General features: G+C 70.5%; 24 protein-coding genes. 10 read left to right on the plus strand and 14 right to left on the minus strand.

Going from position 1 to position 26864, the window contains the following annotated elements; all coding sequences use genetic code 11:
* Position 1: 1 nt before the first annotated feature.
* The 6 genes from BKA00_RS20820 to BKA00_RS20845 all read right to left on the minus strand — a co-directional run bounded on the left by BKA00_RS20820 (position 2) and on the right by BKA00_RS20845 (position 6212).
* Positions 2-1150: an MCE family protein gene (locus BKA00_RS20820; RefSeq protein WP_185027435.1), complete on the minus strand. Its 1149-nt coding sequence runs from the start codon at positions 1148-1150 to the stop codon at positions 2-4.
* The gene (locus BKA00_RS20825) at positions 1147-2205 is read right to left on the minus strand and encodes an MCE family protein (protein ID WP_185027437.1); all 1059 of its coding nucleotides are present in this window, start codon (positions 2203-2205) and stop codon (positions 1147-1149) included. The genes BKA00_RS20820 and BKA00_RS20825 overlap by 4 nt, the downstream gene beginning before the upstream one ends.
* A complete protein-coding gene (locus BKA00_RS20830) occupies positions 2202-3479 on the minus strand; it encodes an MCE family protein (RefSeq protein ID WP_185027439.1) in 1278 nt (425 codons plus the stop codon). Before BKA00_RS20830 ends, BKA00_RS20825 begins: the two co-directional genes overlap by 4 nt.
* Positions 3480-3527: 48 nt before the next feature.
* Entirely contained in the window at positions 3528-4364 is an 837-nt protein-coding gene (locus BKA00_RS20835; protein WP_089309978.1) for an MlaE family ABC transporter permease, read from the minus strand.
* A 1-nt stretch (position 4365) separates the two neighbouring features.
* Entirely contained in the window at positions 4366-5154 is a 789-nt protein-coding gene (locus BKA00_RS20840; protein ID WP_179846517.1) for an MlaE family ABC transporter permease, read from the minus strand.
* A gap of 68 nt (positions 5155-5222) precedes the next feature.
* Entirely contained in the window at positions 5223-6212 is a 990-nt protein-coding gene (locus BKA00_RS20845) for an ATP-binding cassette domain-containing protein (protein ID WP_185027441.1), read from the minus strand.
* Positions 6213-6686: 474 nt separating this feature from the next.
* Between BKA00_RS20845 and BKA00_RS20850 the strand changes: the two genes are divergently transcribed.
* Together BKA00_RS20850 and BKA00_RS20855 are read left to right on the plus strand one after the other, a co-directional pair.
* Positions 6687-7895, plus strand: a complete 1209-nt coding sequence (locus tag BKA00_RS20850; RefSeq protein WP_185027443.1) for a PucR-like N-terminal domain-containing protein — start codon at positions 6687-6689, stop codon at positions 7893-7895.
* A gap of 106 nt (positions 7896-8001) precedes the next feature.
* On the plus strand, positions 8002-8652 hold the full coding sequence (locus tag BKA00_RS20855; RefSeq protein WP_185027445.1) for a TetR/AcrR family transcriptional regulator: 651 nt from the start codon (positions 8002-8004) through the stop codon (positions 8650-8652).
* 12 nt (positions 8653-8664) lie between these two features.
* Here BKA00_RS20855 and BKA00_RS40520 read toward each other — a convergent pair whose 3' ends face one another.
* The 3 genes from BKA00_RS40520 to BKA00_RS20870 form a co-directional block, all read right to left on the minus strand.
* A complete protein-coding gene (locus BKA00_RS40520) occupies positions 8665-9330 on the minus strand; it encodes a helix-turn-helix transcriptional regulator (RefSeq protein WP_185027447.1) in 666 nt (221 codons plus the stop codon).
* The gene (locus BKA00_RS20865; RefSeq protein WP_185027449.1) at positions 9327-10505 is read right to left on the minus strand and encodes a pyridoxal-phosphate dependent enzyme; all 1179 of its coding nucleotides are present in this window, start codon (positions 10503-10505) and stop codon (positions 9327-9329) included. Before BKA00_RS20865 ends, BKA00_RS40520 begins: the two co-directional genes overlap by 4 nt.
* Before the next feature lie 171 nt (positions 10506-10676).
* On the minus strand, positions 10677-12140 hold the full coding sequence (locus BKA00_RS20870) for a flavin-containing monooxygenase (protein ID WP_185027451.1): 1464 nt from the start codon (positions 12138-12140) through the stop codon (positions 10677-10679).
* 83 nt (positions 12141-12223) lie between these two features.
* On the opposite strand from BKA00_RS20870, the gene BKA00_RS20875 reads away from it, so the two are divergent.
* The gene (locus tag BKA00_RS20875; RefSeq protein WP_230299315.1) at positions 12224-12865 is read left to right on the plus strand and encodes a TetR/AcrR family transcriptional regulator; all 642 of its coding nucleotides are present in this window, start codon (positions 12224-12226) and stop codon (positions 12863-12865) included.
* Here BKA00_RS20875 and BKA00_RS20880 read toward each other — a convergent pair.
* Positions 12816-13490, minus strand: coding sequence for a TetR/AcrR family transcriptional regulator (locus BKA00_RS20880; RefSeq protein WP_185027453.1), 675 nt, complete (start codon positions 13488-13490; stop codon positions 12816-12818). The two genes, BKA00_RS20875 and BKA00_RS20880, sit on opposite strands and share 50 nt — an antisense overlap.
* A 104-nt stretch (positions 13491-13594) precedes the next feature.
* On the opposite strand from BKA00_RS20880, the gene BKA00_RS20885 reads away from it, so the two are divergent.
* Together BKA00_RS20885 and BKA00_RS20890 are read left to right on the plus strand one after the other, a co-directional pair.
* Positions 13595-14704 (plus strand): ferritin-like domain-containing protein, encoded by a 1110-nt coding sequence (locus BKA00_RS20885; RefSeq protein WP_185027455.1) that lies wholly within the window; start codon positions 13595-13597, stop codon positions 14702-14704.
* Positions 14705-14749: 45 nt separating this feature from the next.
* The gene (locus BKA00_RS20890; protein ID WP_185027457.1) at positions 14750-15610 is read left to right on the plus strand and encodes an SDR family NAD(P)-dependent oxidoreductase; all 861 of its coding nucleotides are present in this window, start codon (positions 14750-14752) and stop codon (positions 15608-15610) included.
* 415 nt (positions 15611-16025) lie between these two features.
* On the opposite strand, the gene BKA00_RS20895 is transcribed toward BKA00_RS20890, so the two are convergent.
* A complete protein-coding gene (locus tag BKA00_RS20895; RefSeq protein ID WP_185027459.1) occupies positions 16026-16775 on the minus strand; it encodes a hypothetical protein in 750 nt (249 codons plus the stop codon).
* A gap of 123 nt (positions 16776-16898) precedes the next feature.
* Between BKA00_RS20895 and BKA00_RS20900 the strand changes: the two genes are divergently transcribed.
* Positions 16899-18458, plus strand: a complete 1560-nt coding sequence (locus BKA00_RS20900; RefSeq protein WP_185027461.1) for an ATP-dependent DNA ligase — start codon at positions 16899-16901, stop codon at positions 18456-18458.
* A 6-nt stretch (positions 18459-18464) separates the two neighbouring features.
* Here BKA00_RS20900 and BKA00_RS20905 read toward each other — a convergent pair whose 3' ends face one another.
* On the minus strand, positions 18465-19604 hold the full coding sequence (locus BKA00_RS20905) for a hypothetical protein (protein ID WP_338072150.1): 1140 nt from the start codon (positions 19602-19604) through the stop codon (positions 18465-18467).
* 81 nt (positions 19605-19685) lie between these two features.
* On the opposite strand from BKA00_RS20905, the gene cds1 reads away from it, so the two are divergent.
* On the plus strand, positions 19686-20786 hold the full coding sequence (gene cds1, locus BKA00_RS20910) for an L-cysteine desulfhydrase Cds1 (protein WP_185027463.1): 1101 nt from the start codon (positions 19686-19688) through the stop codon (positions 20784-20786).
* Here cds1 and BKA00_RS20915 read toward each other — a convergent pair.
* Positions 20776-22074, minus strand: a complete 1299-nt coding sequence (locus BKA00_RS20915) for a M50 family metallopeptidase (RefSeq protein ID WP_185027465.1) — start codon at positions 22072-22074, stop codon at positions 20776-20778. The two genes, cds1 and BKA00_RS20915, sit on opposite strands and share 11 nt — an antisense overlap.
* A gap of 339 nt (positions 22075-22413) precedes the next feature.
* Positions 22414-23229, minus strand: a complete 816-nt coding sequence (locus tag BKA00_RS20920) for an NsdA family TPR-like regulatory protein (protein ID WP_185027467.1) — start codon at positions 23227-23229, stop codon at positions 22414-22416.
* A 146-nt stretch (positions 23230-23375) separates the two neighbouring features.
* Between BKA00_RS20920 and BKA00_RS20925 the strand changes: the two genes are divergently transcribed.
* The 3 genes from BKA00_RS20925 to BKA00_RS20935 all read left to right on the plus strand — a co-directional run bounded on the left by BKA00_RS20925 (position 23376) and on the right by BKA00_RS20935 (position 26786).
* The gene (locus BKA00_RS20925; protein ID WP_185027469.1) at positions 23376-23693 is read left to right on the plus strand and encodes a hypothetical protein; all 318 of its coding nucleotides are present in this window, start codon (positions 23376-23378) and stop codon (positions 23691-23693) included.
* Between the two features lie 508 nt (positions 23694-24201).
* A complete protein-coding gene (ltrA, locus tag BKA00_RS20930; protein ID WP_185025919.1) occupies positions 24202-26043 on the plus strand; it encodes a group II intron reverse transcriptase/maturase in 1842 nt (613 codons plus the stop codon).
* Between the two features lie 251 nt (positions 26044-26294).
* Positions 26295-26786, plus strand: coding sequence for a hypothetical protein (locus BKA00_RS20935; protein WP_185027471.1), 492 nt, complete (start codon positions 26295-26297; stop codon positions 26784-26786).
* The last annotated feature ends 78 nt before the right edge of the window (positions 26787-26864 follow it).

Consider the following 26864-nt stretch of genomic DNA (forward strand, 5'->3'; position numbering starts at 1 on the left):
GTCACCGCCCTCCCGTCAGGTGCGGCGGCTTGCAGCGGTCCGGGTCCTCCGGTTGCCACCTGCCGTTCACCAGGTACTCCTCGGGGACGGTCCCGCACAGGTAGCCGTCCACCCAGCGGCCGTTGCCCGTCGCGTTGCCGAGGACGCGGATGTAGGGCGTGGCCGTCGTCAGCACGCGCTCCAGGTTCTTCTGGTTGCGTTGGAGGACGCCGACGACCCGCTCCAGGGACACGAGCGTCGGGCCCAGCGTGCGGCGGTTGTCGTCGACGAGGCCGGCCAGCTCCGTGCCGAGCCGCTGCGTGCCGACGAGCAGCGCGTGGATGGCGTCGCGCCGCCGGCGCAGCTCGCCGAGCAGCAGGTTGCCGTCCTTGAAGAGCGTCTCGAACTGGGAGTTCTGCGCGGCGATCGTGCCGGACAGCTGCTTGGTCCCGGCGAGCAGCCGGGACAGCTCGGCGTCCCGCGACGCGATCGTGTTGGACAGCGCCGACAGGCCGTGCAGCGCGACCCGGACGCTGGCCGGGGTGTCCTCGAACGTCGTGGAGATCGTCTCCAGGCTCCGCGCGAGCCGGGTCGTGTCGAGCTGCTCGAACGTCCGGCCGAGGTCCTGGAACGCCGTCGTGACGTCGTAGGGGGCCACGGTCCGGTCGAGCGGGATCGGCTCCCGCGGGTTCTGCCTGCGGTAGCCGAGCGGGTCCAGCTGGAGGTACTTCGACCCCAGCAGCGTCTTGATCATGATGGTGGCGCGGGTCGCGTTCCCGACCCAGGTGTCCTTCACCCGGAACGTGACCTTGACCTTGTTCCCCTTGAGCGACACGCCGGTGACCTTGCCGACCTTCACCCCGGCGACACGGACCTCCTGGCCGGGGTCCAGCCCGGCGGCCTCGGAGAAGTACGCGCTGTAGGTCGTCCCGCCGCCGACGAGCGGCAGCCGGTCGGCGCGGTAGGCGAGCGTGCCGAGGACGAGCAGGATCACGATGCCGACGGCCGCCACCCCGATCGGGTCGCGGTCGCGCAACGGCTTCAGCCGCGGCCGGCCCCGCTTCGGGCGCGGCAGGGCGCGCGGCAGCGGCGGAGGCGGCCCGCCCGCCGGGGGGACGGGGGGCGGGCCGCCGGGGGGCGGGCCGCCGGGGGGCGGGGTCGGGGGCGTCATCCGCGGCACCTCGCGTCCTTGATGGGCAGGCCGGTCGGCGGCGGCTGGTTCGACAGGTCGGAGCCCGCGTAGCTGACGCCGATCAACTTCACCTCGCACTGGTAGAAGTTCACCCACGAGCCGTAGGAGGCCAGGCGGCCGAAGGTCGCCATCTTCCCGGGCGAGCGCTGGAGGAAGCGCGTCAGCAGCGGCTCGTCACGGTTGAGGTTGTCGCTGAGCCGGCCGAGCTGGACGATGTCGTCCTTCAGCGGGTCCCGCGTGACCTGGAGCAGCCCGGCGGTGGCGGTGGTGAGGTCGGCGATCGACCCGAGCGCCTCGCCGATCGGGACGCGGTCGGTGGCGAGGCCGGAGGTGAACCGGCGCAGCGTGGTGACCAGGTCGACGAGCTGCCGGTCCCGCCCGTTGATGGTCTGGACGACGCTGTCGAGGTTCGCGATGAGCTGGCCGATCACCTTGTCCTTGGCGGCGAGCGTGCTCGTCAGCTCTCCGACGGTGCGCAGCAGGCTCTCCACGGTGCCGCTCTCGCCCTGGAGCACCTTGACGACCGACTCCGAGAGCTTGTTGGCGTCCCCGGGCGACAGCGCCTGCATGAGCGGCTGGAACCCCTGGAACAGCTGGGTGAGGTTGAGCGTCCCGGCGGTGTGCTCGACCGGGATCGTCCCGCCGGGCTCCAGTACCCGGCCGGGCGAGCCGGTGCCCTGGCCGAGGGAGACGTACCGTCCGCCGACCAGGTTCAGGTACTTGACGGCGGCGGTCGCCGACGCGGGGATCCGCCGGTCCCGGTCGACGGAGATCTTCACCCGGGCGAGCCGGCGGTCGCTGACCTTGATCTCCTCGACCTGGCCGACCTCGACGCCCGCGATCCGCACGCCGTGCCCCGGATGGAGCCCGGCCACGTCGGTGAACTTGGCGTAGTAGGTGACGCGGTCCCCGCTGGTGGCGCCGGTGATGCTGGACGCCAGCAGCGCGGTCGCCAGCACCGTGACAACGATGAAGATCAGCGAGCTGACGAGGGGGAACCCCATGCCCTTGATCCCCTGACCGGTGAGCCTCATTTCACCGTCACCTCCGTGCCCCGGTAGATCGGCCCGACCAGCACGCTGGACCAGTCCGGCAGCTCCTCGGGGACCTCGTCCAGCGGCGCCCCGGCAAGCTCGTTGACCAGGTCGTTCTCCGACGCCGAGTTCGCGGGGCCGAGGCCGCTGCCGGCCGCGCCGCCCTGCCCGGGCGCGCCGCCGGCGGGCAGCACCCGCACCCCGCCCCCGGTCCCGAGGTAGGGGACGCTCGGGCAGCGCGGCCCGCCGCCACCGTCGTAGCGGGGGGCGTCCCTGCCCGGGACGTAGCGGCCCTTGCTCGTGACCGGCACGACCACGCCGTGGACGCCGTGCTCGTCCGTGCCCTTGCCAAGGACCTTGTTCATCGTCGGGATGAAGCCGGCGAGCGCGCGGAACGTGCAGGGCGCGGCCGGGGCGTAGCGGCGCATCAGGTCCAGGCTCCCCCGGCTCTCGGTCGCCAGCGCGATGATGTTGCCGGAGTTGGCGCGCAGGAAGTCCTCGAGGTCGGCGGACGATCCCGACACCGCGTCGTACAGGGTCGCGAGAGCGGTGCGCTGGTCGGCGATCGTCCGGCTGGTGACCGTGAAGTCCGTGAGCGCCTGAAGCAGGTCGGGCGCCGCGTCGGAGGCGTGCTGGGTGAACGCCGCCAGCTCCTGGAGGTTGCGGGCGAGCGCCGGCACCTCCGGGTTGAGCTTGGTCAGGAACGCGTCGAGCTGCTCGAAGTTGCGGCCGATCTGGTCGCCGCGCCCTTCCAGCGCCCGCGCCATGGCGTTCAGCGTCGCCGAGAGCTTCGCCGGCTGGATGGTGTCGAGCAGGTCCATCGTGTGGTTGAGGACCTCCGACAGCTCCACCGCGTTCCGGCTGCGGTCCTCGGAGATCACGTCGCCGTCGGCGATCGGCCGTCCCGCCGACCCGGGCGGTGGGACGAGCGAGACGAACCGGGCGCCGAACACCGTCGTCGGCAGCAGCCGCGCCTGGACGTCCGCCGGGATCCGGTCGGTCAGCCCCGGTTTCAGGGCCAACTCCAGCTTCGCGCCGGCCCCGTCCGCCGTGATGGACCGGACCTCGCCGACGACGACGCCGCGGACCTTCACGTCCGCCATCGCGTGCATCTCGTGCCCGGCCGTCGAGGTGCGCAGCGTCACCATCGTCGCGTCGGTGAACTGCTTGTCGTAGATCGCGATCGACAGCCAGACCAGCAGCGCCGGGACGAGCAGGAACGCCACCCCGGTGAGGCGCTGCCCGACCACGTGCCGGGTGGTTCGCCGGGCCATGTCAGATCCACCTCATGTCAGATCCACCCCATGTCAGATCGGCCCATGTCAGCCCGTCACCTTCACGGTGGTCGTGGCACCCCAGATGGCGAGGCTGGCGAAGAAGTCCGTCACGCTGATCAGCACGATCGCGGTGCGGACCGCGCGGCCGACGGCGACGCCCACGCCGGCGGGGCCGCCGACCGCGCGGTAGCCGTAGTAGCAGTGCGCGAGCACCACCATCACGCTGAAGATCAGCACCTTGGCGAACGAGAGCAGCACGTCCTCCGGGGCGAGGAAGATGTTGAAGTAGTGGTCGTAGGTACCGGCCGACTGCCCGTTGAACCAGAGCGTCACCTGTCTGGAGGCCAGATAGGAGCTGAGCAGCCCGATGCCGTACAGCGGGACGATCGCGACGGTGCCCGCGATGATCCGGGTGGTGACCAGGTAGGGCACCGACTGGATGCCCATGCCCTCCAGCGCGTCGATCTCCTCGTTGATCCGCATCGCGCCGAGCTGCGCGGTGAACCCGGCGCCGACCGTCGCCGACAGCGCCAGCCCGGACACCAGGGGGGCGATCTCGCGGGTGTTGAAGTACGCCGACACGAACCCGGTGAACGCCGCCGACCCGATCTGGTCGAGCGCGGCGTAGCCGGACAGGCCGACGACGACGCCCGTGAACACCGTCATGCCGATCATCACGCCGACGGTGCCGCCGATGACGGCGAGCGCGCCGCTGCCGAACGCGACCTCGCCGAGCAGCCGCAGCGACTCGCGCAGGTAGCGGCGCAGCGCGCGCGGCGTCCACAGCAGCGCCCGGACGTAGAAGCCGAGCTGGTCGCCGGGCTGGTCCAGCCAGGAGACCAGCTTCACCGGGCGGAGGCGGCGAACCCCGGGGACCGCCATGTCACGCTCCCTTCGGGGGGACGACCTGCAAATAGATGGCCGTCAGCACGAGGTTGACGAAGAACAGCATCAGGAACGTGATGACGACCGACTGGTTGACCGCGTCCCCGACGCCCTTCGGGCCGGGGTTCGGGTTGAGGCCGCGGTAGGCGGCCACCACGCCGGCGATGAATCCGAAGATCAGCGCTTTGAACTCGCCGATGTACAGGTCGGGCAGCTGCGCGAGCGCGGAGAACGAGGCGAGGTAGGCGCCGGGCGTCCCGTCCTGCAGCAGCACGTTGAAGAAGTAGCCGCCCGCGACCCCGACGACGGAGACCAGGCCGTTCAGCAGCACCGCGACCGCCATGCAGGCGAGGACGCGCGGGACCACGAGGCGCTGGATGGGCGAGACCCCCATCACCTCCATCGCGTCCATCTCCTCGCGGATCGTCCGGGAGCCGAGGTCCGCGCAGATCGCCGACCCGGCCGCGCCGGAGATCAGCAGCGCCACGATCAGCGGGCTGGCCTGCTGCACGACGGCGAGGACGCTCGCCCCACCGGTGAGCGACTGCGCGCCGAGCTGCTTGGCCAGCGACCCGACCTGGAGCGAGATGACCGCGCCGAACGGGATCGACACGAGCGCGGTCGGCAGGATCGACACCGACGCGATGAACCAGAACTGCTGGACCAGCTCGCGGAGCTGGAACGGGCGCCGGAACGACAGCGCCAGCACCGTCGCGGCGAGCGCGAAGAGCCGCCCGGTCTGGCGCAGTGCGCCGGCGCCGGGAACGGCGGAATCAGGTGCCGCCACGCGCGTCTCCTTCCTCGGGCACGCACGCGTCGCCGCGCGGTGCGGTCGGCTGGTCGGTTCGAGGGCGGTCAGTTCGCATCGGGGACGCCGCCCTCCGGCGCGTGCCTGCGGTTGGCGTAGATCGCCTCCTGCGCCCGGCGGGAGAGGAGCGGCATCATCTCGTCGAGGCGCCGCGCGTGCCGCAGCTCGCCCTGCCGGGGCGGCGCCCCGGGCGTGGGGCGCAGCTGCGGCGGGATCTCCAGGGTGCGTTGGACGGGCGCGGGGCCGGCGGCCTCGGCGGCGAGCAGCGCGGCGTCCTTCTCCTCCGACATGCCGATCGGTCCGCGCGTGTCGCCGTGCAGGAACTGCAGGACGGCCGGCTCGTCGCTGGTCAGCAGTGCCTCGCGGGGGCCGAACGCGATGAGGTCGCGGCGGTACAGCATGCCGATGTTGTCCGGGACGGTCGCGGCGATGTCGATGTTGTGCGTGACGATCAGCATCGTCGCGTCGATCCGCGCGTTGACGTCGATCAGCAACTGGGAGATGTGCGCCGTGCGGACGGGGTCCAGGCCGGAGTCGGGCTCGTCGCACAGAATGATCTCCGGGTCGAGGACGAGCGCGCGGGCGAGGCCGGCGCGCTTGCGCATGCCGCCGGAGATCTGGCCGGGCAGTTTGCGCTCCTCGCCGGTGAGGCCGACCATCTCCATCCGCTCCATCACGATCCGCCGGATCTCGGACTCCTTCTTGCGGGTGTGCTCGCGGAGCGGGAACGCGATGTTGTCGAACAGCGGCAGCGAGCCGAAGAGCGCGCCGTCCTGGAACATCAGCCCGAACCGCTTGCGCGCCTCGAACACCTCGCGGTCGCGGTCGTTGACCATGTCGACCCCGCCGATGAGGACGCGGCCCTCCTCCGGCTTGAGCAGCCCGACGAGCGACTTGAGGAAGACGGTCTTGCCGGTGCCGGAGGGGCCCAGCAGCACGCTCACCTCACCGGGCGGAAGAGTGAGCGTGACATCACGCCAGATCGTCTGCCGGCCGAAGACTTTCGTCAGCCCCTCGACGACCACTTCAATTCCCACGACACCACCGCTCGCGCTAGGTAGAGAGGTTTCGAGGACATTACGGCGCACTAGACGCAGCATTCAATAGGAGATCGCAGGCTCTTCGGCACAATTCGGTAAATGGCCTCAGAAATTTGTCACCGACTTAGTCCTCCCTCTCTCTCAAACCGTCAGCCGTTGACTACCAGCAAGTAACATAGGATCGGTCGGCGGCCCGTCCGCCCGTGCGGGCAACCAGTTTCATCACCGGCCCAGCAACCGAACGTCGTTCTTGTCACATCACGAGCAAAGACGCGCGGCCGTGCGGACGATCGAACCGCAGGCCCTTGCCACCGCCGACTGGCGACTTTATGTTCACGGTGTTATCGATTTCATTCCAGGGTGTTCGCCTCCCGTCCGGCACACCCCATCCAGCGCCGCCACCAGGACGGCGCCACGGCGCCCGGCCGGCTCGATGTGGAGGTTCACTTTCCCATGTCGCAGGCATTAGATTTGTCTGAACACGACCGGAGTCAGACTGACTTCCAGGAATTCCTCGGCCTGCTGCGCGCGGAACTGTCCGACGTCACGAACGAGATCGTCACCGAGATCAAGCGCAGCATCCCGGAGTACGACCGGCCCGATCCCGCCTACGACCAGACCCTCCGGCTCTGCGCCGACATCCTGCTGCCGACCTTCCTGGACCGGATCTCCGATCCGGACGCCTCCACCGACCAGCGCGACGAGACCTGCCGCGCCCTCGGCCGCTTCGAGGCCATCGAGGGGCGCAGCCTCGACCACCTCCAGGCCGCGGCCCGGATCGCCTTCCACGTCGCGTGGCGCCGGACGGCCGTCCTCGCCGAGCGCGCGCAGGTCCCCACCTTCGTCGTGTCCGCCGCCGTCGACGCCATGCTCGTCTACCTCGAGGAATCCGTCGCACAGGCCCGCCTCGGCTACCAGCAGGCCACCGGGCACGCCGACCTGCGCCGCCGTGAGGAGCGGCGCCGGCTGCTGCATCTGATCCTGCAGCGGCCCGCCGTCGTCCCCGAGGCCATCGAGGACCTCGCCAAGTCCACCGGCTGGTGGCCGCTGCCGGCCGAGGCCACCCTCGTCGCCGTCCACCCCGAGGCGCCCTGCACCCGCTCCGCGCTCGACACCGACATCCTCACCGACTTCGACTCGGCGGAACCGTGCCTGCTCGTCCCCGGGCCGCTCACCGCCGACCGGCGGAACATGCTGCGCGCCGCGCTGCCGGACGCCAGCTGCGTCCTCGGCCTCACCCTGCCGCTGGAACGGGCCGCCCACTCGCTGCGCTGGGCCCGCCGCGTCCTCGACCTCGCCGAGGAGGGCATCATCCAGGACGGCTCCCTCATCCCCTGCGAGGACCACCTCATGACCATGTGGCTGCTCTCCGATCCGCCGCTGGTCGAGGAGCTCACCCGCCGGCATCTGGAACCACTCCAGGACGTGTCGGAGGGGCAGCGCAAGCGCCTCGTCGAGACGCTCACCGAATCCGTCACCACCCGGGCGACCGCCGTCGACATCGGGGAGCGGCTGAAGATCCATCCGCAGACCGTCCGGTACCGGCTCCGCCAGTTGGAGAGCTACCTCGGCGACAGCCTCGAGAACGCGGACGCCCGGTTCTCCCTCGACGCCACCCTCCGCGCCGCGAGTCTGTACCGCCGCCGGCGGGCCCGCCGGGGCCTGCCCGGCGTACGGTGACCGGGATCCGCCAGGGGCGCGTGTGACGTTCGGGTCACAGGGAGTGCGGCAGGCCGTTATCCTGACCTCCTGGTTACCGGTTCCTGACGGAAAGTCGAAGAGGTCCATGCCGACGTCGACCTGGTTCCGCCTCAACGTCGCCAAGCGCGAACGCGTGCTCGAAGTGGCGATGCGCGAGTTCGGAGAGCACGGGTACTCGACCGGCAGCCTCAACACCATCGCGCGCGAGGCCGGCATCGCCAAGGGCTCGCTGTTCCAGTACTTCAGCGACAAGCTGGAGTTCTTCGCGTTCGTGTGCGACGAGGCGTCGCGCCGCATCCGCGAGGAGATGGAGCGCCGCATCGAGCGGATCGACTTCGACCAGGCCTTCGACGAGTGGCTGGTCGACGTCCTGTGCGACTGGACCGAGTACATGGCCGACCACCCGCTGGAGCGCGGCGTCACCGCGGCCACGAACTTCGAGCTCGACAACGGCGTCCGGTCCGTCGTCCGCGACACCGCCAACCAGCACTACCTGCTGGTCATCCACCCGACGCTGGAGCTGTGGAAGGCGCAGGGCGCCATCGGCGAGGAGGCCGACCTGGAGGTCCTCGCCACCTGGCTGATGATGATCCTGCCGTTCCTCGCCCTCGCCCCCTACTACGACGGCCTCGACCCGATCCACGACCTGCGCGGCCGCACGCCCGCCCAGCAGCGCCCGGTGATCCGCCAGCTCGTCGCGGGCTTCCGCCCGATGTTCTCCCCCCCCGCCAAGTGAGCTGACGGGCCCTCAGGGCTGCCTGGCGTAGTTGTAGACGGTGCTCCGGGAGATTCCCAGCAGGTCGGCGATGGCCTCGGTGGAACCCCGGGTGTCGAAGTAGCCGTCACGGTGCAGTCGCCGGACGAGGTCCTTCTTGGCGGCACGGCCGAGTGCGCGCGGGGTGGCGGCTCGTCCGGCGGCGAACGTCTCGATGACCTCGCGCAACTCCCGCGCCGGGCGGTTCTCCAGGGTCTCCAACGCCTCTTCCCGGTGCTCGACCTCGGTCGCCACCAGGTTGGCCAGGGCGAGCGTGAGGGGAGAAAGGTTCGACACGTCGAGGTTCAGGCAGAGCGCCGCGACGTAGCGGCCCTGGGCGTTCTTGATCCCGATGGACGTGCTCTTCACCGGACGGCCGTCGGGGAACCGGTTGGGATAGTTCTGGATCACGCTCGGGTAGTCCGGGTCCGCGATCCGGCGGAGCCCCAGCTCGGTGGCGGAGTCCCCCGCCCTGCGGCCCGACAGGTTGTTCTCGATGACGCGGATCGCGTGCTCCGGCCGGCGCAGGTCGTGGAGGACCACCTCGCAGAGGCCGGGGAACATGCGTCCGATCGCGATCGCGATCTTCTCGGCTTCGAGGAGAAGGTGCTCGTCGGGGTCGGCGGGGGCGTCGGCGTCCTCGGGGACGTCGGGGGTCACGTGCGGCTCCTCCCGTCAGGGGCGCCGTCGTCGTCGAAGACGGCGGCCATCGCCTCCGCCGACTTGAGCCCGGCGCCGGTGAGGACGACGACGGTGGTCTCGCCAGGGCCGATGGTGCCGTCGGCCAGGAAGTGGTCGAGGGCCGCCGCGGCGACGCCGCTGGTCGGCTCGGCGTACAGTCCCCGCGAGGCGAGCTTGCGCACGGCCAGGTGGATCTGGTCCTCGGTGACCGCCACCGCCGCCCCGCCCGAGCGGCGGATCGCCTCGACGGCCTCCGGGAGCCGGACCGGAGCGGCGATGGAGGCGCCCTCCGCGATCGTCGGCACCCGTGGTCCCCGGCTCCGCGGGTCGATCCCGTTCACCGTGTCCGCGATCGCGGCCCAGTGCTCCGGCTGGCCGACCAGAAGCCTGGGGAGCCGGTCGATCCGGCCTCCTTCGAGCAGTTCGCCGAATCCGATGTCGCAGCCGAGGACGTTGCTGCCCGCGCCGGCGACGAGCACGACGTTGTCCGGCGCCCTGAACGCGAGCGACTCCCACATCTCGTAGGCGATCGTCTTCGTGCCCTGCAGGAAGTAGGGGTGCCAGTTGTGGCTGGCGTAGAAGGTCTGCTCGGACTGGCGGATCGCCTCGTCGGAGACCTGTTCGCGGGTGCCCGCGACGAGTTCGATCCGGGCGCCGTACGCGCGGGCCTGAAGGATCTTGGCGGCCGACGTCGCCGCGGGAACGATGATCTTCGCGTCCATCCCGGCGGCGGCCGCGTAGGCGGCGACCGCGGAGCCGCCGTTGCCGGAGCTGTCCTCCAGGACGCGCGTCTCCCCCCGCCCGCGCAGATGGGAGATCATCACCGTGACCCCCCGGTCCTTGAAGCTGGAGGTGGGATTGAACCATTCGAGCTTGAAGTGGACGCGCAGCCCGTCCCAGTCCAGCGGCGGCATGGGGGTGAAGCCCTCCCCGAGGCTCACACGGTGCCGGGGAGAGACCGGGATCGCGGACTGGTAGCGCCAGAGGGAGCGCTCGCTCGTGTCGATCTGGTCGGGCGCGGGCCCGGGCACCGGGCTGAGCGCGAGAGGTGAGCCGTCCTCACCGCGCCAGCGCCGGTCGGTGGGCGCGTAGCGCCGCCCGGACCTGTCGTAGAGGAACAAGGTGTCCGTCAGCGTGCTGGTGGTGTCGTTCATGAGCCTCCGCAGGGAAGTCGCCGGCCCATGTCGTCAGCCGGCCCGTCCGATCCGGCCACCCGTATCCTTGGACAGAAATTGCAGAAATGCAAGATTCTTCCAAACTGGGGCGTCGACCGTGCGGGTCGTGAAGACGTGCGGCCCTGCGGCGGCGAGCATGCCGACGCGCGCTCAGCGGGTGAGGACGAACTCCTCCGGCCTGGCCTTGCGGGAGCCGGCCCAGAACTCGAACGTGTGGCCCGGCCAGAGGGTGCGGTTGACGCCCTGGTCGTCGAGGTACCAGCTGTCGCAGCCGCCCTCGTTCCAGACGGCGCGGCGCAGCCGCCGCTGGAGGCGGTCGTTGAAGCGGCGCGCGGCCTCCGGCTTCGGCTCGATGGCGTCGGCGCCCGCCTCCTGCATCAGGCGCAGGCAGTTCAGCACGTGCTGGATCTGGACCTCGATCATGAAGACGACGGAGTTGTGGCCGAGGCCGGTGTTCGGGCCGAGCAGCATGAAGAAGTTCGGCAGGCCGGGGATCGTCGTGCCGCGGTGCGCCTCGATGCCGTCCGCCCAGATCTCCTGGAGCTTGACGCCGCCGCGGCCGGTGACGCGCAGGTCGGTGAGGGCGTCGGTCACCTTGAAGCCGGTGCCGTAGATGATGCAGTCGACCTCGTACTCGCGCCCGTCCTCGGTGACGACGGAGTGCTCCCGCACCTCGGCGATCCCGGAGGTCTCCACCTCCACGTTGGGACGCGAGAGCGCCGGATAGTAGTCGTTGGACAGCAGGATCCGCTTGCAGCCGATCGTGTAGTCCGGCGTCACCTTGGCGCGCAGCACCGGGTCGGCGACCTGGCTCGCGATGTGCCGGCGGGCGATCTTCTCCTGCGGGGTGGACAGCCGCGGGTCGATGGTGAACCCGACGGCGCGGGCCTCCAGCGCCCAGTAGATGCCGCCGCGGAACGCGCGGGCGGCGACCGGCACCTTCCCGAACAGCGTGCGGACCGGCGCGGGGATGGGCAGGTCGGGCTTGGGCTGGATCCACGGCGGGGTCCGCTGGAAGACGACGAGCTCGCCCGCCCGCTTGGCGACCTTCGGCACGAACTGGATCGCCGAGGCGCCCGTGCCGATGACGGCGACCCGCTTGCCGGTGAGGTCGTAGGAGTGGTCCCACTCGGCGGAGTGGAACGCCGTCCCCCGGAACAGCTCGACGCCCGGCAGGTCCGGGTAGGACGGGACGTGCAGCGCGCCGATGCCGGACACGACGGCCTTCGGGGTGAGGACCGTCCCGTCGCCGAGCGTCACCTTCCAGTGGCGGGCGTCGTCGTCGTACTCCATGGAGTCGACCGCCGCGCCGAACCGGATGTGCTCGCGCACCCGGTACTTGTCGGCGGTGCGCTCCATGTAGGCGCGGATCTCCGGCTGCGGCGCGAACATCCGCGTCCAGCCCGGGTTGAGCTCGAAGGAGAAGGAGTACATGTGCGACGGGACGTCGCAGGCGCAGCCCGGATAGGTGTTGTCGTGCCAGGTCCCGCCGAGCGCCTCGCTCTTCTCCAGGACGACGAAGTCGTGGAAGCCGGACCGCTTGAGCCGGATCGCCATGCCGAGGCCGGCGAAGCCGGAGCCGATGATGACGATCGCGGGGGCGCGCTCGCTCATGACCCCTCCTCTCAGATAACCTACTCGCAGTAAGTTACCGGGAGTAGGTTACTGACGGTAGGTCCAACAGAGGGGATTTCCCTGTGAGTGGCGCCACACCCCCGCCCCGCCGCCGCCGGATGTCGCGCGCCGAGCGCGAGCGGCAGATGCTGGACGTGGCGGAGCGGGTGTTCGGCGAGCGCGGCTACCAGGCCGCCTCCATGGACGAGATCGCCGAGCGCTGCGGGGTCTCCAAGCCGATGCTCTACGAGTACTTCGGCTCCAAGGACGGCCTGCTCGTGGCGTGCGTGAGCCGCTCCAAGGCCGAGTTGTTCGACGTCACCCAGAAGGCGATGGCGGGCGCCACCACCCCCGAGGACATCCTGTCCCGGGGGATGGTCGCCTACTTCCGGTTCATCGACGAGCACAGCAGGTCGTTCGCGATGCTCCTGCGCGAGCCGATGGCCGCCGCCCCGGAGGCCATCCAGGCCATCGACGAGACGCGGCGGCAGCAGAGCGAGCTCATCGCCGGCGTGCTCGGCACGTTCGCGCCGTCCGCGCCGGCCGGCGCGATCGAGGCGTTCACGCAGATCATCATGGGCGCGAGCGAGCGCCTGGCGCTGTGGCAGACGGGCCGCCCCGACGTGTCGGCGGAGGACGCGGCCCGCTACATGACCGACTTCTGCTGGAACGGCCTCAGCCCTTACCTGGCCCCCGCCGGGGAAGCGCGTCCAGCGCCCCGATGAGCAGGTCGAGGCCGAACTCGAAGTCGGCCTCGGCGTCGAAGCGGGCCAGCGCCGGGCCGTAGGCGATCACGTGGGGGAACTCGTCCGGGTCGAGGCGCGTCCAGGACTCGGCCCCCGTCTCGGCGAGGTGCCCCAGCATCTTCGCCATGCCGGTCTCGCGCATCTGGGCGCCGAGCGCGTAGGCGATGAGCGCCCGCATGATGCGGACGGCCGTCTCGCCGTCGAACCCGGCGGCGTCGGCGAGGGCCAGGGCGCGCTCGGCGGGCCGCAGCCCCACCGGTGTGTCGACCTTGTGGGTGAGGACGATCGACATGCAGCGCGGGTTGTCGTGGGCGACCTTCCGGAAGGCCCGGACCAGCGCACGCGCGCGCTCCTGCCACGGCTCGGACGGGTCGTCGGGCAGTTCCAGCCCCGCGACGACGTGCTCGGCCACGCCCTCCAGCAGCGCGCCCTTGTTCGGGACGTGGTTGTAGAGCGACATCACGGCGACGTCAAGTTCGGCGGCGACCCGGCGCATCGACAGCCCGTCCGCGCCCTCCCGCTCGATCAGGTCGACCGCCGCCTCCACGATGCGCGCGCGGGTCAGGCCCGGCCGCGGAGTGTCGGAGGTCACACGCCTCGCCATCGCTCGCGCTCCTCCTCGCCGTTGACACCGTAAGTGTCCCATGACACGGTACGTACATTGTACGTAAGACGTACAGCGTACGTCTGCGCTCGGGGAGGACGCCCATGTCGACCCACGACCTGTACACCGACTCCGTCCCGTCCGACGCCTGGACCGTCCCGATGACCGGCGACGCCAGGTTCACCTGGGAGTACGACGACGGCCGCGACCGTCTCCTCGCCCTCTACCAGAAGGGCAAGGACAAGCAGTGGGACTCGGTCAAGCGCATCGACTGGGACCTGGAGGTCGACCCGCACGACGTCCTCGGCGTCCCCGACCAGTCCCTCGCCATCTACGGGACGAAGTACTGGGACATGCTGTCCGTGAAGGAGCGCGGCGAGCTGCGGCGCCACAGCACGGCCTGGCAGTTCTCCCAGTTCATGCACGGTGAGCAGGGCGCGATGGTCACCGCCGCCCGCATCGTCGAGTCGGTGCCCGACCTGGACTCCAAGTTCTACTCCGCCACCCAGACGATGGACGAGGCCCGCCACGTCGAGCTGTTCGCACGGTTCCTGCACGAGAAGGTCGGGATGGTCTACCCGATCAACACCAAGCTGCAGGACCTGCTGAACGAGACCCTCACCGACTCGCGCTGGGACATGCCCTACCTCGGCATGCAGGTGCTCATCGAGGGCCTCGCGCTCGCCGCGTTCGGCGTCATCCGCGACGTCACCACCAAGCCGCTGCCCAAGCAGCTCCTCGCCTACGTCATGCAGGACGAGGCGCGCCACGTCGCGTTCGGGCGGCTGGCGCTGCGCGACTACTACAAGCAGCTCTCCGAGGCGGAGCTCCGCGAGCGCGAGGAGTTCGTCATCGAGGGCTGCTACCTGATGCGCGACCGCATCCGCGGCCGGGAGATCTGGACCAACTTCGGCATCGACCCGAAGGAGGTCGACGAGATGGTCGAGAACTCGCCGTACATGCGGATGTTCCAGAGCCTGCTGTTCAGCCGCATCGTGCCCTGCGTGAAGGACATCGGGCTGTGGAGCGACCGCATCCGGCGCGCGTATGACGACATGGGCGTCCTGGACATGTCCAAGGCCGACCTCGACGCGCTCATGCACCAGGACGAGGAGATCGCCGAGACGGTCGACGCCGAGCGGTTCGCCGCCGAGGAGACCGCCCGCAAAGCGGAGGTGGACGCCGTCATAGCCGACGCGGCGGCGGCGGGCTGAGTAACGTTCAGATCATTCGATCCGCCGCACACCTCGGAGGTCTGGATGCCCCTCGCGCACTTCGACGGAGCGCTCGCCGTCGTCACCGGAGCCGGCAGCGGAATCGGCCGGGCCGTCGCCCTCGCCCTGGCCGGGAACGGGGCGAGCGTCGTCGCGGCGGACATCGACATGCCCGCCGCCGAGCGCACGGCCGCCCTCGCCAAGACGCTCGGCGCGGGCGGCACCGCCTACCAGGTGGACGTGGCGGACGAGGCCGCGATGGAGGACTTCGCCGCCCAGGTGAAGGAGACCCACCGCGTCCCCGACATCGTCGTCAACAACGCCGGCATCGCGGTCACCGGCCCCTTCCTCGACACCGGCGTGGAGGACTGGGAGCGCATCCTCGGCGTGAACCTGTGGGGCGTCGTCCACGGCTGCCGGCTGTTCGGCCGCCAGATGCGCGACCGCGTGAACGCGCTGCCCAACAAGCCAGACAAGCCGAACTTCGGCGGGCACATCGTCAACATCGCGTCGGCCGCCGCGTTCGCGCCGTGGCGGTCCATGCCCGCCTACTGCACGACGAAGTCCGCCGTCCTCATGCTCAGCGAGTGCCTGCGCGCCGAGCTGGCCGGCTCGCGCATCGGCGTCACGGCCGTCTGCCCCGGGTTCGTCAGCACCAGCATCGCCGAGAACGCGATCCACCTGGAGGGCGACGACCAGGCCCGCGCGCGGCTCCGCGAGCGCGGGCAGCGCGCCGTCAACCTGCGCAACTACCCGCCGGAGAAGGTCGCCGAGCGGGTCGTCCACGCGATCGTCAAGAACAAGGCCGTCGTGCCCGTCAACGCCGAGGGGCACCTCGCGCACGTCCTGTCCCGGGTGTCCCCCGCCTCGCTGCGCCTGCTGGCCAGGATCCCCGCCCGGGGCTAGCACCCCCGCGGCGCGCGGCGACGGCGCGGTCGTTCCGGAAAAGCCCTGCGTTCCCGGACGAGGCGGGTTTTCGGGGCTGGACACCCGGCCGCCATTTGTCTCGACGTCGAACCGGTTATTAGAAAATGGTTCGGCAATGGCGCGGGACTGGACTCGGCCAGGGCATGGAAAAGGGCCGCGGAGCAGGGACCACTCCGCGGCCCTGAGGTGAATACGGGCAGCTCAAGCCGGGTGCATCACACCCAGGACACTCCCAGCGATGGCATGGTCACGACGTCGACCCCCTCCTCCCCAGGCATCGCCGCGCGCCGATCATCCTGCCTGGCGCGGGAGCTCGATCGGCGCGCTCCCTCCCCTTTACCGGTTCACCATAGAAGGTGCCGGCGAAAGTGATGCCGTGATCGGCCGATTCAGGTCAGGAATGACTCAGCGCGGTGAGGACGTCACGGGCGACGGCGGTGGCGGTGTCGAGGCAGGCCCGCTCCCGGGCGTCCGCGGGGCCCTTCCGGGGCGCCTGCTCGCTGTAGGCGACCGTGAGGACCACGTTGCGGACCCGGGCCGTGACCTGCCCGACCACGGTCGGCTGGCCCTCGTCGGTCTTGAACCAGCGGTACGCCTCGTCCCCGATGCCGCCGCGGCGCTCCAGCGTGACGGTCCGCACGAGCGGGGCGTCGTGAGCCTGGGCCCACTGCGCGTCGTAGTAGCCCTCGGCGTCCTGGACGGGCGTCGCGGTGTCGCCGGGGGCGTACAGGCGCGCCTCCACGCGCAGCCAGCGGAACGCCGAGCCGGTCGAGGAGTACGTGCACGTGGTGAGCGTCGAGTTCGCGCTCTGCCGCCGCGTCGCCTCCGGGACGGCCCGCTCGACCGTGCCCGCCGCGACCGTCCCGCAGGGCGCCGGAAGCGCGTTGATCACTTTCTCCCGCGGGCCCGGCGACCCGGACGGGCGGACCGCCGGCGGCTGCGCGGACCCGCCCGGCGTGCGCCGCGGGGCGGCCTCCTGCTCGCGCCCCCCGGACATGACCAGGACCGCCGCCACCACAGCGACGGCGACCGCCGCGGCCGCCGCGAGCACCGCGATCAGCCTGCGCGGGCGTCGCCCGGGGGCCGGCGGCTCCGGACCGGCATACGGCCGGTGGAACGGCTCGACCGGACGCTGAAGGCCCACGCCGCGCTCCTCACTTCCGTCCCGCCGACCGTTCCCGCCACCGGCCAACGTAACCAGGGCCGCGCCGCCTCGCCAGGCCCCCTCGCGGTGCCGTTCGTCAGACCCGGTGGTCACAATGATGGGATGCTGACAGCGGACATCGCGCGGACCTCGGAGGCGGTCGCGGGCACCTCGGGCCGCAAGGCCAAGGTGGCCGCGCTGGCGGAGTGCCTGCGCGCGGCCGACCCGGGCGAGGCCGCGACCGTGGTCGCCTACCTGTCCGGCGAGCTGCCGCAACGCCAGATCGGGGTGGGGTACGCCGCGCTGCGCGACCTCCCGCCGCCCGCCGCCGAGCCGTCCCTGACGGTGTCCGAGGTGGACGCGGCGTTCGGCGGGATCGGCGCCGTGTCCGGACCCGGCTCGGTCGCCCGGCGGCGCGAGCTGCTCGCCGCGCTGTTCGGCCGCGCCACCGCCCCCGAGCAGGGCTTCCTCGTCAGGCTGCTGGCGGGCGAGCTGCGCCAGGGCGCGCTGGACGGGGTGATGGCCGAGGCGATCGCGTCGGCCGCCGGGGTGCCCTCCGCCGAGGTCCGGCGCGCGTTCATGCTGCGCGGCTCGCTCGGCCCGGTCGCCACGACCGCGCTCGCGGAGGGCGTGGACGGGCTGCGCGCGTTCACGCTGGAGGTGGGGCGGCCGGTCAAGCCGATGCTGGCCGCCGCCGCGCCGTCGGTCGACGAGGCGTTCGCCAAGCTCGGGGGCGAGGCGGCCGTCGAGTGGAAGCTCGACGGCATCCGCGCGCAGGTGCACGTGTCCGGCCACGGGGTCCGGGTCTTCACCCGGACGCTGGACGAGATCACCTCCCGGCTGCCGGAGGTGGTGGAGGCGGTGCGGGGGCTGCCCGTCCGCGAGGCCGTGTTCGACGGCGAGCTGATCGCCCTGCGGCCGGACGGCAGCCCCTACCCGTTCCAGGTGACCTCCGCCCGCACCGCGACCCGCACGGCGAAGGACACCGAACCGGTGCCGCTGGCCGTCTTCCTGTTCGACGTGCTGTACCTCGTGGAGGCCGGCGGCTCCCCTCCCCAGGGCGCGCGCGGCGAGGACCTGCTCGACGCGCCGGGAGCCGAGCGGTACGAGGCGCTCGCGCGGGTCGTCCCCGAGGAGCTGCGGATGCCCCGCGCGGTCACCGGCGACCCCGCGCGCGCCAAGGAGGTCTTCGACGAGGCCGTCGCGCGCGGCCACGAGGGCGTCGTCGTCAAGGCCCTCGACACCCCGTACACGGCCGGGCGGCGCGGCGCGGGCTGGATCAAGGTCAAGCCCCGGCACACCCTCGACCTCGTCGTCCTCGCCGCCGAGTGGGGGCACGGCCGCCGGCAGGGCCTGCTGTCCAACCTGCACCTCGGCGCCCGCGACCCCGGGACCGGCGGCTTCGTCATGCTCGGCAAGACCTTCAAGGGGCTCACCGACGAGCTGCTCGCCTGGCAGACGCAGAGGCTCCGCGAGCTGGCCGTGCGCGAGGACTCCTGGACGGTGCGCGTCCGGCCCGAACTCGTCGTCGAGATCGCGTTCGACGGCGTCCAGCACAGCCCCCGCTACCCCGGCGGCATCGCGCTGCGGTTCGCCCGCGTCCTGCGGTACCGGCCCGACAAGTCCGCCGCCGAGGCCGACACGATCGACACCGTCCGGGCCGTCGCCCCCGTCATGGACTGAGCGGCGTCACGGGCTGAGCTCGGGGGCCTCCGCGGGCGGATGCTCCCCGGACGGCGGCTCCTCCCCGTGCGCGCGGCCGCGGGCCCGCCGGGCGGACGCGGCGCGGGTCCGCAGCCGCGACCCGGTCTGCCCCCGCACGCGCGACAGGGTCCGGCGGCGCGCCCGGGCGGCGGCGTCCCGGTGGGCGCGGGCGGCGGCGTTGCGCTCGGCGCGCTCGACGGCCTCCCGCTCGGCCCGGAGCGCGGCGCGGCGCGCCGCCCGGCGCTCGGCCCGGCGCGCCCGGCCGCGTTCGGCCCGCCGCTCGGCCCGGCGCTCCGCGCGGGCGGCGGCGCGGGCCATCCTGCGGCGGCGGGCCCGCTCGCCGACGTCGACGCGGCGCTGCAGCAGCTCGGGCGGGATGAGGTCGTGCCGGCCCGCGATGAACTCCTGCACCCAGATCTTGGCGCGGATGAGCGGCCGCCGGAGCCGCGTCTCGCGCCGGACGGCCCGCTGGTACCGGCGCGAGTCCTGGTCGTAGCGCCAGCGCGACCAGGGCGAGCCGGGCCGCGCCACCCGGATCGCGCCGACGATCAGCAGCGCGGGCATGAACAGCCCGATGAGGCCCGTCCAGATCTTGCCCTTCAGCAGCGTGACCACGGCCAGGACGAGGTTGACGGCGAGGGAGGCGACGTAGACGCGGGTGATCAGCCCGGTGCCCGGGTCCGGCGCGAGTCCCTCGTAGCCGAGGGGGCGGATGCCGAGCAGCAGCAGCCCGGTCACCGCCATGGCGACGAACACCGCGTCGACGGACGCGCGGCCCTTCTCCGTCCAGTAGACGTCGCTGAGGTGCAGGATCAGCGCGAACTCGTCCAGGACGAGGGCCGATCCCATCCCGAACACCACCGCCGCCGCGAGGTCGAGGCCGACGTAGGCGTCCGGGACGGCGAGGCTCGCCACCCCGCCCATCAGCATCAGCACCACGCCGAACACGACGTGGTGGATGTGCACGTCGCCGGCCTTCACGTTCCGGAACCACCAGCGCACGTCCGCGCGGATCAGCCGGACGTTCACCCGCGTCAGCACAAACGTGATCATGAACGCCACGAAGAAACCGAACAGCGGCAGCCGGCCGGTCGCCACGATGCGTTCGTCGAACATCTCGCTCATCTGCCCCCCGCCTCCTCAATGATGCACCGTGACATGCGCCGATATCGTGTGACCCTGCCGACGATCAGGGGGAGAACCGCCATGAGCCGCACCGTGGACCGCTGCGATCCCGGATACCGGGCCTGGATCGCCGAGGCGATCCGGCTCGTGGACGCCGACGCCAACCGCAGCGCCGACACGCACCTGCACGTGTTCCCGCTGCCGCCGGAGTGGGGCATCGACCTCTACCTGAAGGACGAGTCCGTCCACCCCACGGGTTCGCTGAAGCACCGGCTCGCGCGGTCGCTGTTCCTGTACGGGCTGGCCAACGGGTGGATCCGCCGGGACACGACGATCATCGAGGCGTCCAGTGGGTCGACGGCGGTGTCGGAGGCGTACTTCGCGCGGCTGCTCGGCCTGCCGTTCGTCGCGGTCATGCCGGCCTCCACCAGCCCGGAGAAGATCCAGCTCATCGAGTTCCACGGGGGCCGCTGCCACCTGGTGGCCGACCCGTCGGCGATCTACGCGGAGTCGCGGCGGCTGGCGGCCGAGTGCGGCGGCCACTTCATGGACCAGTTCACCTTCGCCGAGCGGGCCACGGACTGGCGCGGCAACAACAACATCGCCGAGTCGATCTTCGATCAGATGCGGCTGGAGCGGTTCCCCGAGCCGTCGTGGATCGTGGTCGGCGCGGGCACCGGCGGGACGTCCGCGACGATCGGCCGGTACGCCCGCTACCAGCGGTTCCAGACGCGGCTCGCGGTCGTCGACCCCGAGGGGTCGGCGTTCCACGGCTCGTTCGCCGACGGGGACCCCGAGCGCACCGCGGCGGGCTCGCGGATCGAGGGCATCGGCCGCCCCCGCGTCGAGCCGTCCTTCCTGCCCACGGTGATCGACCGGATGATCCGGGTGCCGGACGCGGCGTCCATCGCGGCGATGCGCTGGACGAGCGAGGTCAGCGGCCGGAGCGTGGGCGGCTCGACCGGCACGAACATGTGGGGCGCGGCCGAGCTGATCGCGCAGATGCGGGCCCGCGGGGAGCGCGGCAGCGTCGTCACGCTCATCTGCGACGGCGCCGAGCGCTACGCGGGCACCTACGGGTCGGACGCGTGGCTGGCGGGGCAGGGCCTCGACATCGCCCCCTACCTGGCCGCGCTGAACGGCTTCCTGAAGACCGGCACGATGCCGGACGTCACCCGGTGACGCGGATCGGGTTGAACAGGTCGGCGTAGATCAGCAGGCCGCCCATGACGATCAGGATGACCGCCATCACGTACGTCACCGGGAGCGCCTTGGCCACGTCCACGTAACCGGGGTCGGGCCTGCGGAAGATCCGGGCGAACGCCTTCTTGACCGCCTCCAGGAGCGCGCCGGCGATGTGCCCGCCGTCCAGCGGCAGCAGCGGGATGAGGTTGAACAGCCCGACCGCGAGGTTCAGGGAGCCGAGCAGCATCACGAAGAAGGAGACCTTCTGCGTGCCGGTGAAGTCGTCGGACGCGGCGACCTCGCCGCCGATCCGGCTGACGCCGACGACGCCGATCGGCCCGTTCGGGTCGCGCTCGTGGCCGCCGAAGGCCGCGTTCCACACGCCGACCATCTTCTGCGGCATCCGCACCAGGGCGCCGGCGGTGCGCGCGGTCAGGTCGCCCATCGTGGTCGCGACCGCGCCCGGCCCCTGCCGTTCGATCCCGCTGGACGGCGTGATGCCGAGGAACCCGACGTTGACGACCTTGTCCTCGTCCTTGAGGTCGTACATCTGGTTGCGGGTGATCGGGACGTTCAGCCGCACGTCCGCGCCGTCCCGCCGGACGGTCATCGCGACGGTCTTGCCGCCGTCCTCGCGGATCAGCTTCTGCAACTGCGGATAGTCGTCGATCTTCTTGCCGTCGAAGGCGACGATCCGGTCACCGGCCCGGAGCCCGACCTGCCGCGCCGGGGTCGGCGTCGCGCCCGCCGGGCACGCGGTGACCTTGGCGCTGGCCGGCACCATGCACTCGGCGACCTCCTTGATCACCGGCTGCGGCTGGTTGACGCCGATGCCCATCAGCAGGATCGCGAAGAACATCACCGACAGGAGCAGGTTCATCGCGGGCCCGCCGAACATGATGAGCAGTTTCTGCCACCACTTCTTGGCGTAGAACACGCGGTCGCCGTCGTCCGGTCCGACCTCCTCCAGCGCGGCGCCCCGCGCGGACTCGATCAGCCCCTGCCACGGCCCGGTGCTGATCCGCCGCACCTGCCCCGGCGCGTCGCCCTTGCGCGGCGGCAGCATGCCGATCATGCGGATGTAGCCGCCGAGCGGGATCCACTTGATCCCGTACTCGGTCTCGCCCTTGTGCCTCGACCACATCGTGGGCCCGAACCCGACCATGAACTGCGTGGTCCGCACCTTGAACAGCTTCGCGAAGGAGAAGTGCCCGAGCTCGTGCAGCGCGATGGAGACCAGCAGGCCGAAGAAGAGGATCAACGCTCCAGCCAGGTAGTAGACCATGCGGCGTGCCCTCCGGGTCCGTCCACCCCGCTCACCGGGGGTGATCTCCGACAACCAGTTCAGAGTACGTTACGGCCCGCGATCCGGTTGAGGCGAACGGAGAAGCGGCACACGCCGCGAGCCGCTTTGAGGCGCGGTGCCAACCCGGCCGCGAGTCAGAAGAAGATCAGGGCCGCCCTGCAAACCTGCGTGAAGTCCATGTCGGCCCCCGCCACCCCCACCCCCACCCGCAACTGACGGAGCCCCAAGCCGAGGCGACACGAAGCGTTTCGGGGAGGTGCCTACGTCAGCAGCGTCACCGATCGGGCCCCGATCACGGGGCGCTCAGGGGCGTAAGCCCTACTCGGTGGGCGCACACAACTCGCGGTATGCCTCGCTGAGCTCGGCGGCCGCCGGGACGCTCCGGGCTTCCACGGCGGTGATGACCTCGACCGCGCGCCAGTGGTTCGACGGCACCAGGCGCCCACTCGTCACCGCCTCCAGCGCCGTGTGCGCTGCCTCGTCCGGCTGATCTGCGGCCAGCAGCGCGAGCGCGAGATCGAGCCGCGCCGAGGCAGCCCGCCGCGGCCGGGCAGGACCCGAGGACGGGCGTTCCAGCCGAGCCAGGACGCCGCGCGCGTAGCGCTCGGCCGCCGGATCACCGATCCACGCGAGCGTGGTGGCGGTGTAGGCGTCGCTCTTGGCCGGGTCGTACCGGTAATGGTGCTCGGGATGATCCGGCATCGGCAGCGGCTCGACGAGCTGCTCGACGCGCGCCAGGGCCTCCCTGGTCTCCGGGCCGGCGCCGAGCCGGGCCCATGCTCGCCCCTCCTGCGCGGTCGCCTGGATGAAGGCCGAACCGTCCCGCGGGGCGATCTCCTGTGCGCCGCACGCCAGCTTCACAGCCTCTTGAAGGTCGCCGTCGGTGAGTCGCTGCCAGGCGCGCGTCTCCAGCGTCCACGCGAGGATCTCCGGATGCTCGGCATGCTCGGCGAGTTGCGCGGCCGTGCGCAACCTGGCGGCGGCCGCCGGGCGCCGCCCCAGGTCGATGTCGCAAGTCGCGGCGAGCAGCGCCAGCCACCCTCCGACGACGACCAGACGGCGGCGCTCGGCCAGCGTCATGCGCACGTCCATGAGCTGGAAGACGTAGCCGAGGTGTCGGCGGCTAGTGAGCAAGCTACCCAACCCAGAACCGCCCCCACCGCCACCCATGGATCTCGAAGGGCGCCTCGCCACCTTGCGCGCCGAGTTCCCAGCGCGGCCGGTTCAACTGGGACTCCGGGCTCGACCTCGGACCGATCGCCGACGTCGACGGGGCCACCGTGAAGATCGTGCGCCTGCTCGGTCTGGAGATGCACCCGCAGCTCGCCGCACTCGCCACCCGCATGGGCATCCGCGGCTACAAGGTGGACATCGCCGCCCCCGAGGTGACCGTGACGACCCCCGCCGGCGTCTCGCCGCCCCGCGGCGTGCGGGTCAGGTGCGAGCCGCGGCCGAAGGACGACGACCAGGACTGGTTGTGCGACGTGAAGTCGCACGTTTCGAGTGAATGCATGATTGGAGGCCGATGGAAAGTCGGAATGCATTCCAGGCTAGTGCCTGAGCCTGTCCCCGTCGTGACATGCGTGCTGGCTTCCTGAGTCAGTGGGTGTGAAGCTCACGGAAATCCCAAGGGGGCCGATTCCGTCTCGGTCCTACAGGTGGGGAAGGTCGAGTGCGGGGTGAACGCAAGTGAATCTTTGGTGATGCTCCGTTATAGGGACTCGCTGAGACGGGTGGGAAGGCAGCGTGACAGGGACGGGTCGTTGAGATGCGGCCGGCGGTGGGCAAGGAAACCACTTGCACCGCATGGGCACCGCTGTCCCCGGAGTAAAGAAGGCACCCAAGCTCGACCGCTTCTCGAACGTGCGGAACATGGAAACCCGGGTCAGGTCCAACGAGGTTGGTAGGCCGATCGTAAGAGGGGCATAATCCCTGGCCTGGACAGGATGCTCAAGAAGCCAATGCCGGTGGCCGAAAGGTGACAGGAAAGCGGACTGCGAAGCCAGCCCTCCGATGGACTGTCCGTATAACTGGCCGGATACGGGCCGATGCCCGGACGCGAAAGCGTGCTGACGTGAGCAGGTGGATCTTTGAAGGAAACTGTCTATGGCATCCGAACCGAGGGGCAAGTTGGACGCCGAAACGGCGAACGGACCTGAGGGCCTGCCGATCCCGGAACAGGGTCGTCTCGATCTGGATGAGAGTTCAGAGTGGGGGCGTATTGACTGGTCCGAACAGGAGAAGCAGGTACGCCGCCTACGACAGCGGATCTTCAAGGCGGTGCAGGAAGGGGACCTGGCGAAAGCCAGGAATCTACAGAAACTCATGCTGCGGTCGCAAGCGAACACTTTGGTGAGCGTGCGACAGGTGACGCAGCGGAACGCTGGACGGCGAACGGCGGGGGTCGATGGCGAGGTCGCTCTGACCCACCAGGCCAGAATGCGCATGGCGAAGCGAGTCCATCGCAGCAGGCAGGATTGGCGCCCCCGTCCGGTCCGGCGAGTGCACATTCCCAAGGCCGGTAACCCCGCGCGCATGCGTCCGCTCGGCATACCGGTGCTGATGGACCGCTGTCATCAAGCGCGAGTCCGGAATGCACTGGAGCCCGAGTGGGAGGCTCGGTTCGAGGCCAAGTCATACGGGTTTCGGCCGGGCCGAGGGTGCCATGACGCGATCGAGGCCATCTATGAGACGTGCAAAAGCAAGACCGCAGCACGGCTATGGGTGCTCGATGCGGATTTGGCTGCGGCATTCGACCGGATCGACCACGAAACGCTGATGGAGGCTATCGGCCTGTTTCCCGCTCGGGAGATGGTGCGTGAGTGGCTCCAGGCGGGAGTGTTCGAGGCGGGACGCGGGTTCGCTCCCACCGAGGAAGGAACTCCGCAGGGCGGGGTCATCAGCCCGCTACTGCTGAACGTCGCGTTACACGGTCTGGAAACGGTCGCTGGGGCCAGGTACAGAACTACCGGGCCCAAGGCAGGACGAAGTTATCCGGATTCTCCGGTAGTGGTCAGGTACGCGGACGACCTGGTGGTGCTCTGTCACACCCGCCATCAGGCCGTGCTGATCAAGGAGCGACTGGCGCGATGGCTGGGCGGTCGGGGCCTGTCCTTCAACGAGGATAAGACCCGCATTGTCCATGTGGCCGAGGGGTTTGACTTTCTCGGCTTCAACGTCCGCCGGTATGGCTCCAAACTCCTGATCAAGCCTAGTAAGGCGGCCGTACAGCGGATCAGGTCGAGACTCGCGTTTGAAATGCGTCGGCTGCGCGGCGCAAACGCGAAAGCAGTGATTGCCGCCCTGAACCCCGTGATCCGGGGGTGGGCGGCGTATTATCGACCGGTGGTGTCGTCGAAGGTTTTCGAAGATCTCGACACGCACGTGTGGAGACTCACCTACAAGTGGGCCACGCACAGCCATCAGAATAAGCCAAAGTCATGGATTATCCCCAGGTACTATGGCCAGTTCAACAAGTTCCGGAACGACAGGTGGGTGTTCGGGGATCTCGAGTCCGGCGCCTACTTGGTTATGTTTCGGTGGACGGAAATTAAACGGCACGTCATGGTTAAAGGATGGGCGTCTCCGGACGATCCTTTCCTGGCCGAGTACTGGGCTCACCGCCGCAGACGGAGTAAGCCGCCGCTCGATCGGTACACCATCAGGCTACTGGACGAACAGAACGCCATATGCCCGAGGTGCGGGGACTATCTGCTGACCGCAGAGCAGCCGCCGCAATCCCCACAACAGTGGGAAAGCTGGTGGCAGCAAGTTACCCGGCGAGCAATAGCGGCGAGCTATCTCCTGATCGTGGATGCCCCGGAATCCGGCCGCCATGGTGGCGCCAGGACCCGCTTAGTGCATACACACTGTCATCGAAGCTGGCTCTATAGCCAACGTCGAAGCAGAACGCAGCGTGACCCTGAACCGTCGCTTGGATCTGCTTGAGCCGTGTGCCGTGACGAATGGCACGCACGGTTCTGAGGGGGCGGGGACGCAGTAATGCGTCCCCGCTACCCGACCTGGTCGCACATGGGCGACGCGCTCGCCCCGGCCACCGACGTCACCGGCGCCGAGGTCGCCCTCGTCGGGCTGCTCGCAGCCGACTCATGAGCCGGCGCGGAGCAACCGGGGGCGTGGCCGCCAACCCGGTAGCGTGACCTCCGCGCAAGGAGCGACGCGCGAGGACAGGAGGAGATATGCGACTGCCCCGATGGGCGCCATGGGTCGAGGACGTGCTGAAGGGTTCTCCCGCGATCACCAGCGTGAAGCTCTTCACCGACGCGGGGATCGCCGATCCCCAGTACGGCCACGTCATCACCCTGCGCACGGGCGCCCAGGTGGCGCTCCAGTGGGCGCGTACGTCCCCGCCGTCGGGTGACGGCGGGGAGGAGACCCCCGTCACCGGGGAGCCGCCCGCCTCCCAGACGCTCCCGGAGCTGCCGAGCACGGGCCGGACGCCGCTGCGCCTGATCGAGCAGCACATCGCCGCGCTCATCGCCAACGGCGCGAACCCGGAGGTCAAGGCGGTCGAACGAAAGTCGGTCCGCGAGAACGCCGGGCCGCGGCCGTGCTGCGTCCTCGTGCGCATGCACAGCGGCGCCGACATCTTCGGCGTGTTCCGGAGCCTGGCGCCCGCGGGCGGGTCGATCAGCCAGGGGGGTGACTTCCAGCAGAGAGAGGAGGTGTGAACCATGGCACAGTGCCCCGACTGTGGACAGGAGACGTCCGCCGACACGGGCTCGTCGACGCCGGCGCATCAGAAGCCC

Source organism: Actinomadura coerulea, assembly GCF_014208105.1.
GTDB classification, from domain to species: Bacteria; Actinomycetota; Actinomycetes; order Streptosporangiales; family Streptosporangiaceae; genus Spirillospora; species Spirillospora coerulea.

Bases quoted from the DNA above. Each gene is read 5' to 3' on its own strand.
- BKA00_RS20835 (WP_089309978.1), bottom strand. From the start codon at position 4,364: ATGGCGGTCCCCGGGGTTCGCCGCCTCCGCCCGGTGAAGCTGGTCTCC.
- BKA00_RS20865 (WP_185027449.1), bottom strand. From the start codon at position 10,505: ATGAACGACACCACCAGCACGCTGACGGACACCTTGTTCCTCTACGAC.
- BKA00_RS20820 (WP_185027435.1), bottom strand. From the start codon at position 1,150: ATGACGCCCCCGACCCCGCCCCCCGGCGGCCCGCCCCCCGGCGGCCCG.
- BKA00_RS20855 (WP_185027445.1), top strand. From the start codon at position 8,002: ATGCCGACGTCGACCTGGTTCCGCCTCAACGTCGCCAAGCGCGAACGC.
- BKA00_RS20830 (WP_185027439.1), bottom strand. From the start codon at position 3,479: ATGGCCCGGCGAACCACCCGGCACGTGGTCGGGCAGCGCCTCACCGGG.
- BKA00_RS20890 (WP_185027457.1), top strand. From the start codon at position 14,750: ATGCCCCTCGCGCACTTCGACGGAGCGCTCGCCGTCGTCACCGGAGCC.
- BKA00_RS20880 (WP_185027453.1), bottom strand. From the start codon at position 13,490: ATGGCGAGGCGTGTGACCTCCGACACTCCGCGGCCGGGCCTGACCCGC.
- BKA00_RS20935 (WP_185027471.1), top strand. From the start codon at position 26,295: ATGCGACTGCCCCGATGGGCGCCATGGGTCGAGGACGTGCTGAAGGGT.
- ltrA (WP_185025919.1), top strand. From the start codon at position 24,202: ATGGCATCCGAACCGAGGGGCAAGTTGGACGCCGAAACGGCGAACGGA.
- BKA00_RS20825 (WP_185027437.1), bottom strand. From the start codon at position 2,205: ATGAGGCTCACCGGTCAGGGGATCAAGGGCATGGGGTTCCCCCTCGTC.
- BKA00_RS20870 (WP_185027451.1), bottom strand. From the start codon at position 12,140: ATGAGCGAGCGCGCCCCCGCGATCGTCATCATCGGCTCCGGCTTCGCC.
- cds1 (WP_185027463.1), top strand. From the start codon at position 19,686: ATGAGCCGCACCGTGGACCGCTGCGATCCCGGATACCGGGCCTGGATC.
- BKA00_RS20900 (WP_185027461.1), top strand. From the start codon at position 16,899: ATGCTGACAGCGGACATCGCGCGGACCTCGGAGGCGGTCGCGGGCACC.
- BKA00_RS20885 (WP_185027455.1), top strand. From the start codon at position 13,595: ATGTCGACCCACGACCTGTACACCGACTCCGTCCCGTCCGACGCCTGG.
- BKA00_RS20905 (WP_338072150.1), bottom strand. From the start codon at position 19,604: ATGAGCGAGATGTTCGACGAACGCATCGTGGCGACCGGCCGGCTGCCG.
- BKA00_RS20915 (WP_185027465.1), bottom strand. From the start codon at position 22,074: ATGGTCTACTACCTGGCTGGAGCGTTGATCCTCTTCTTCGGCCTGCTG.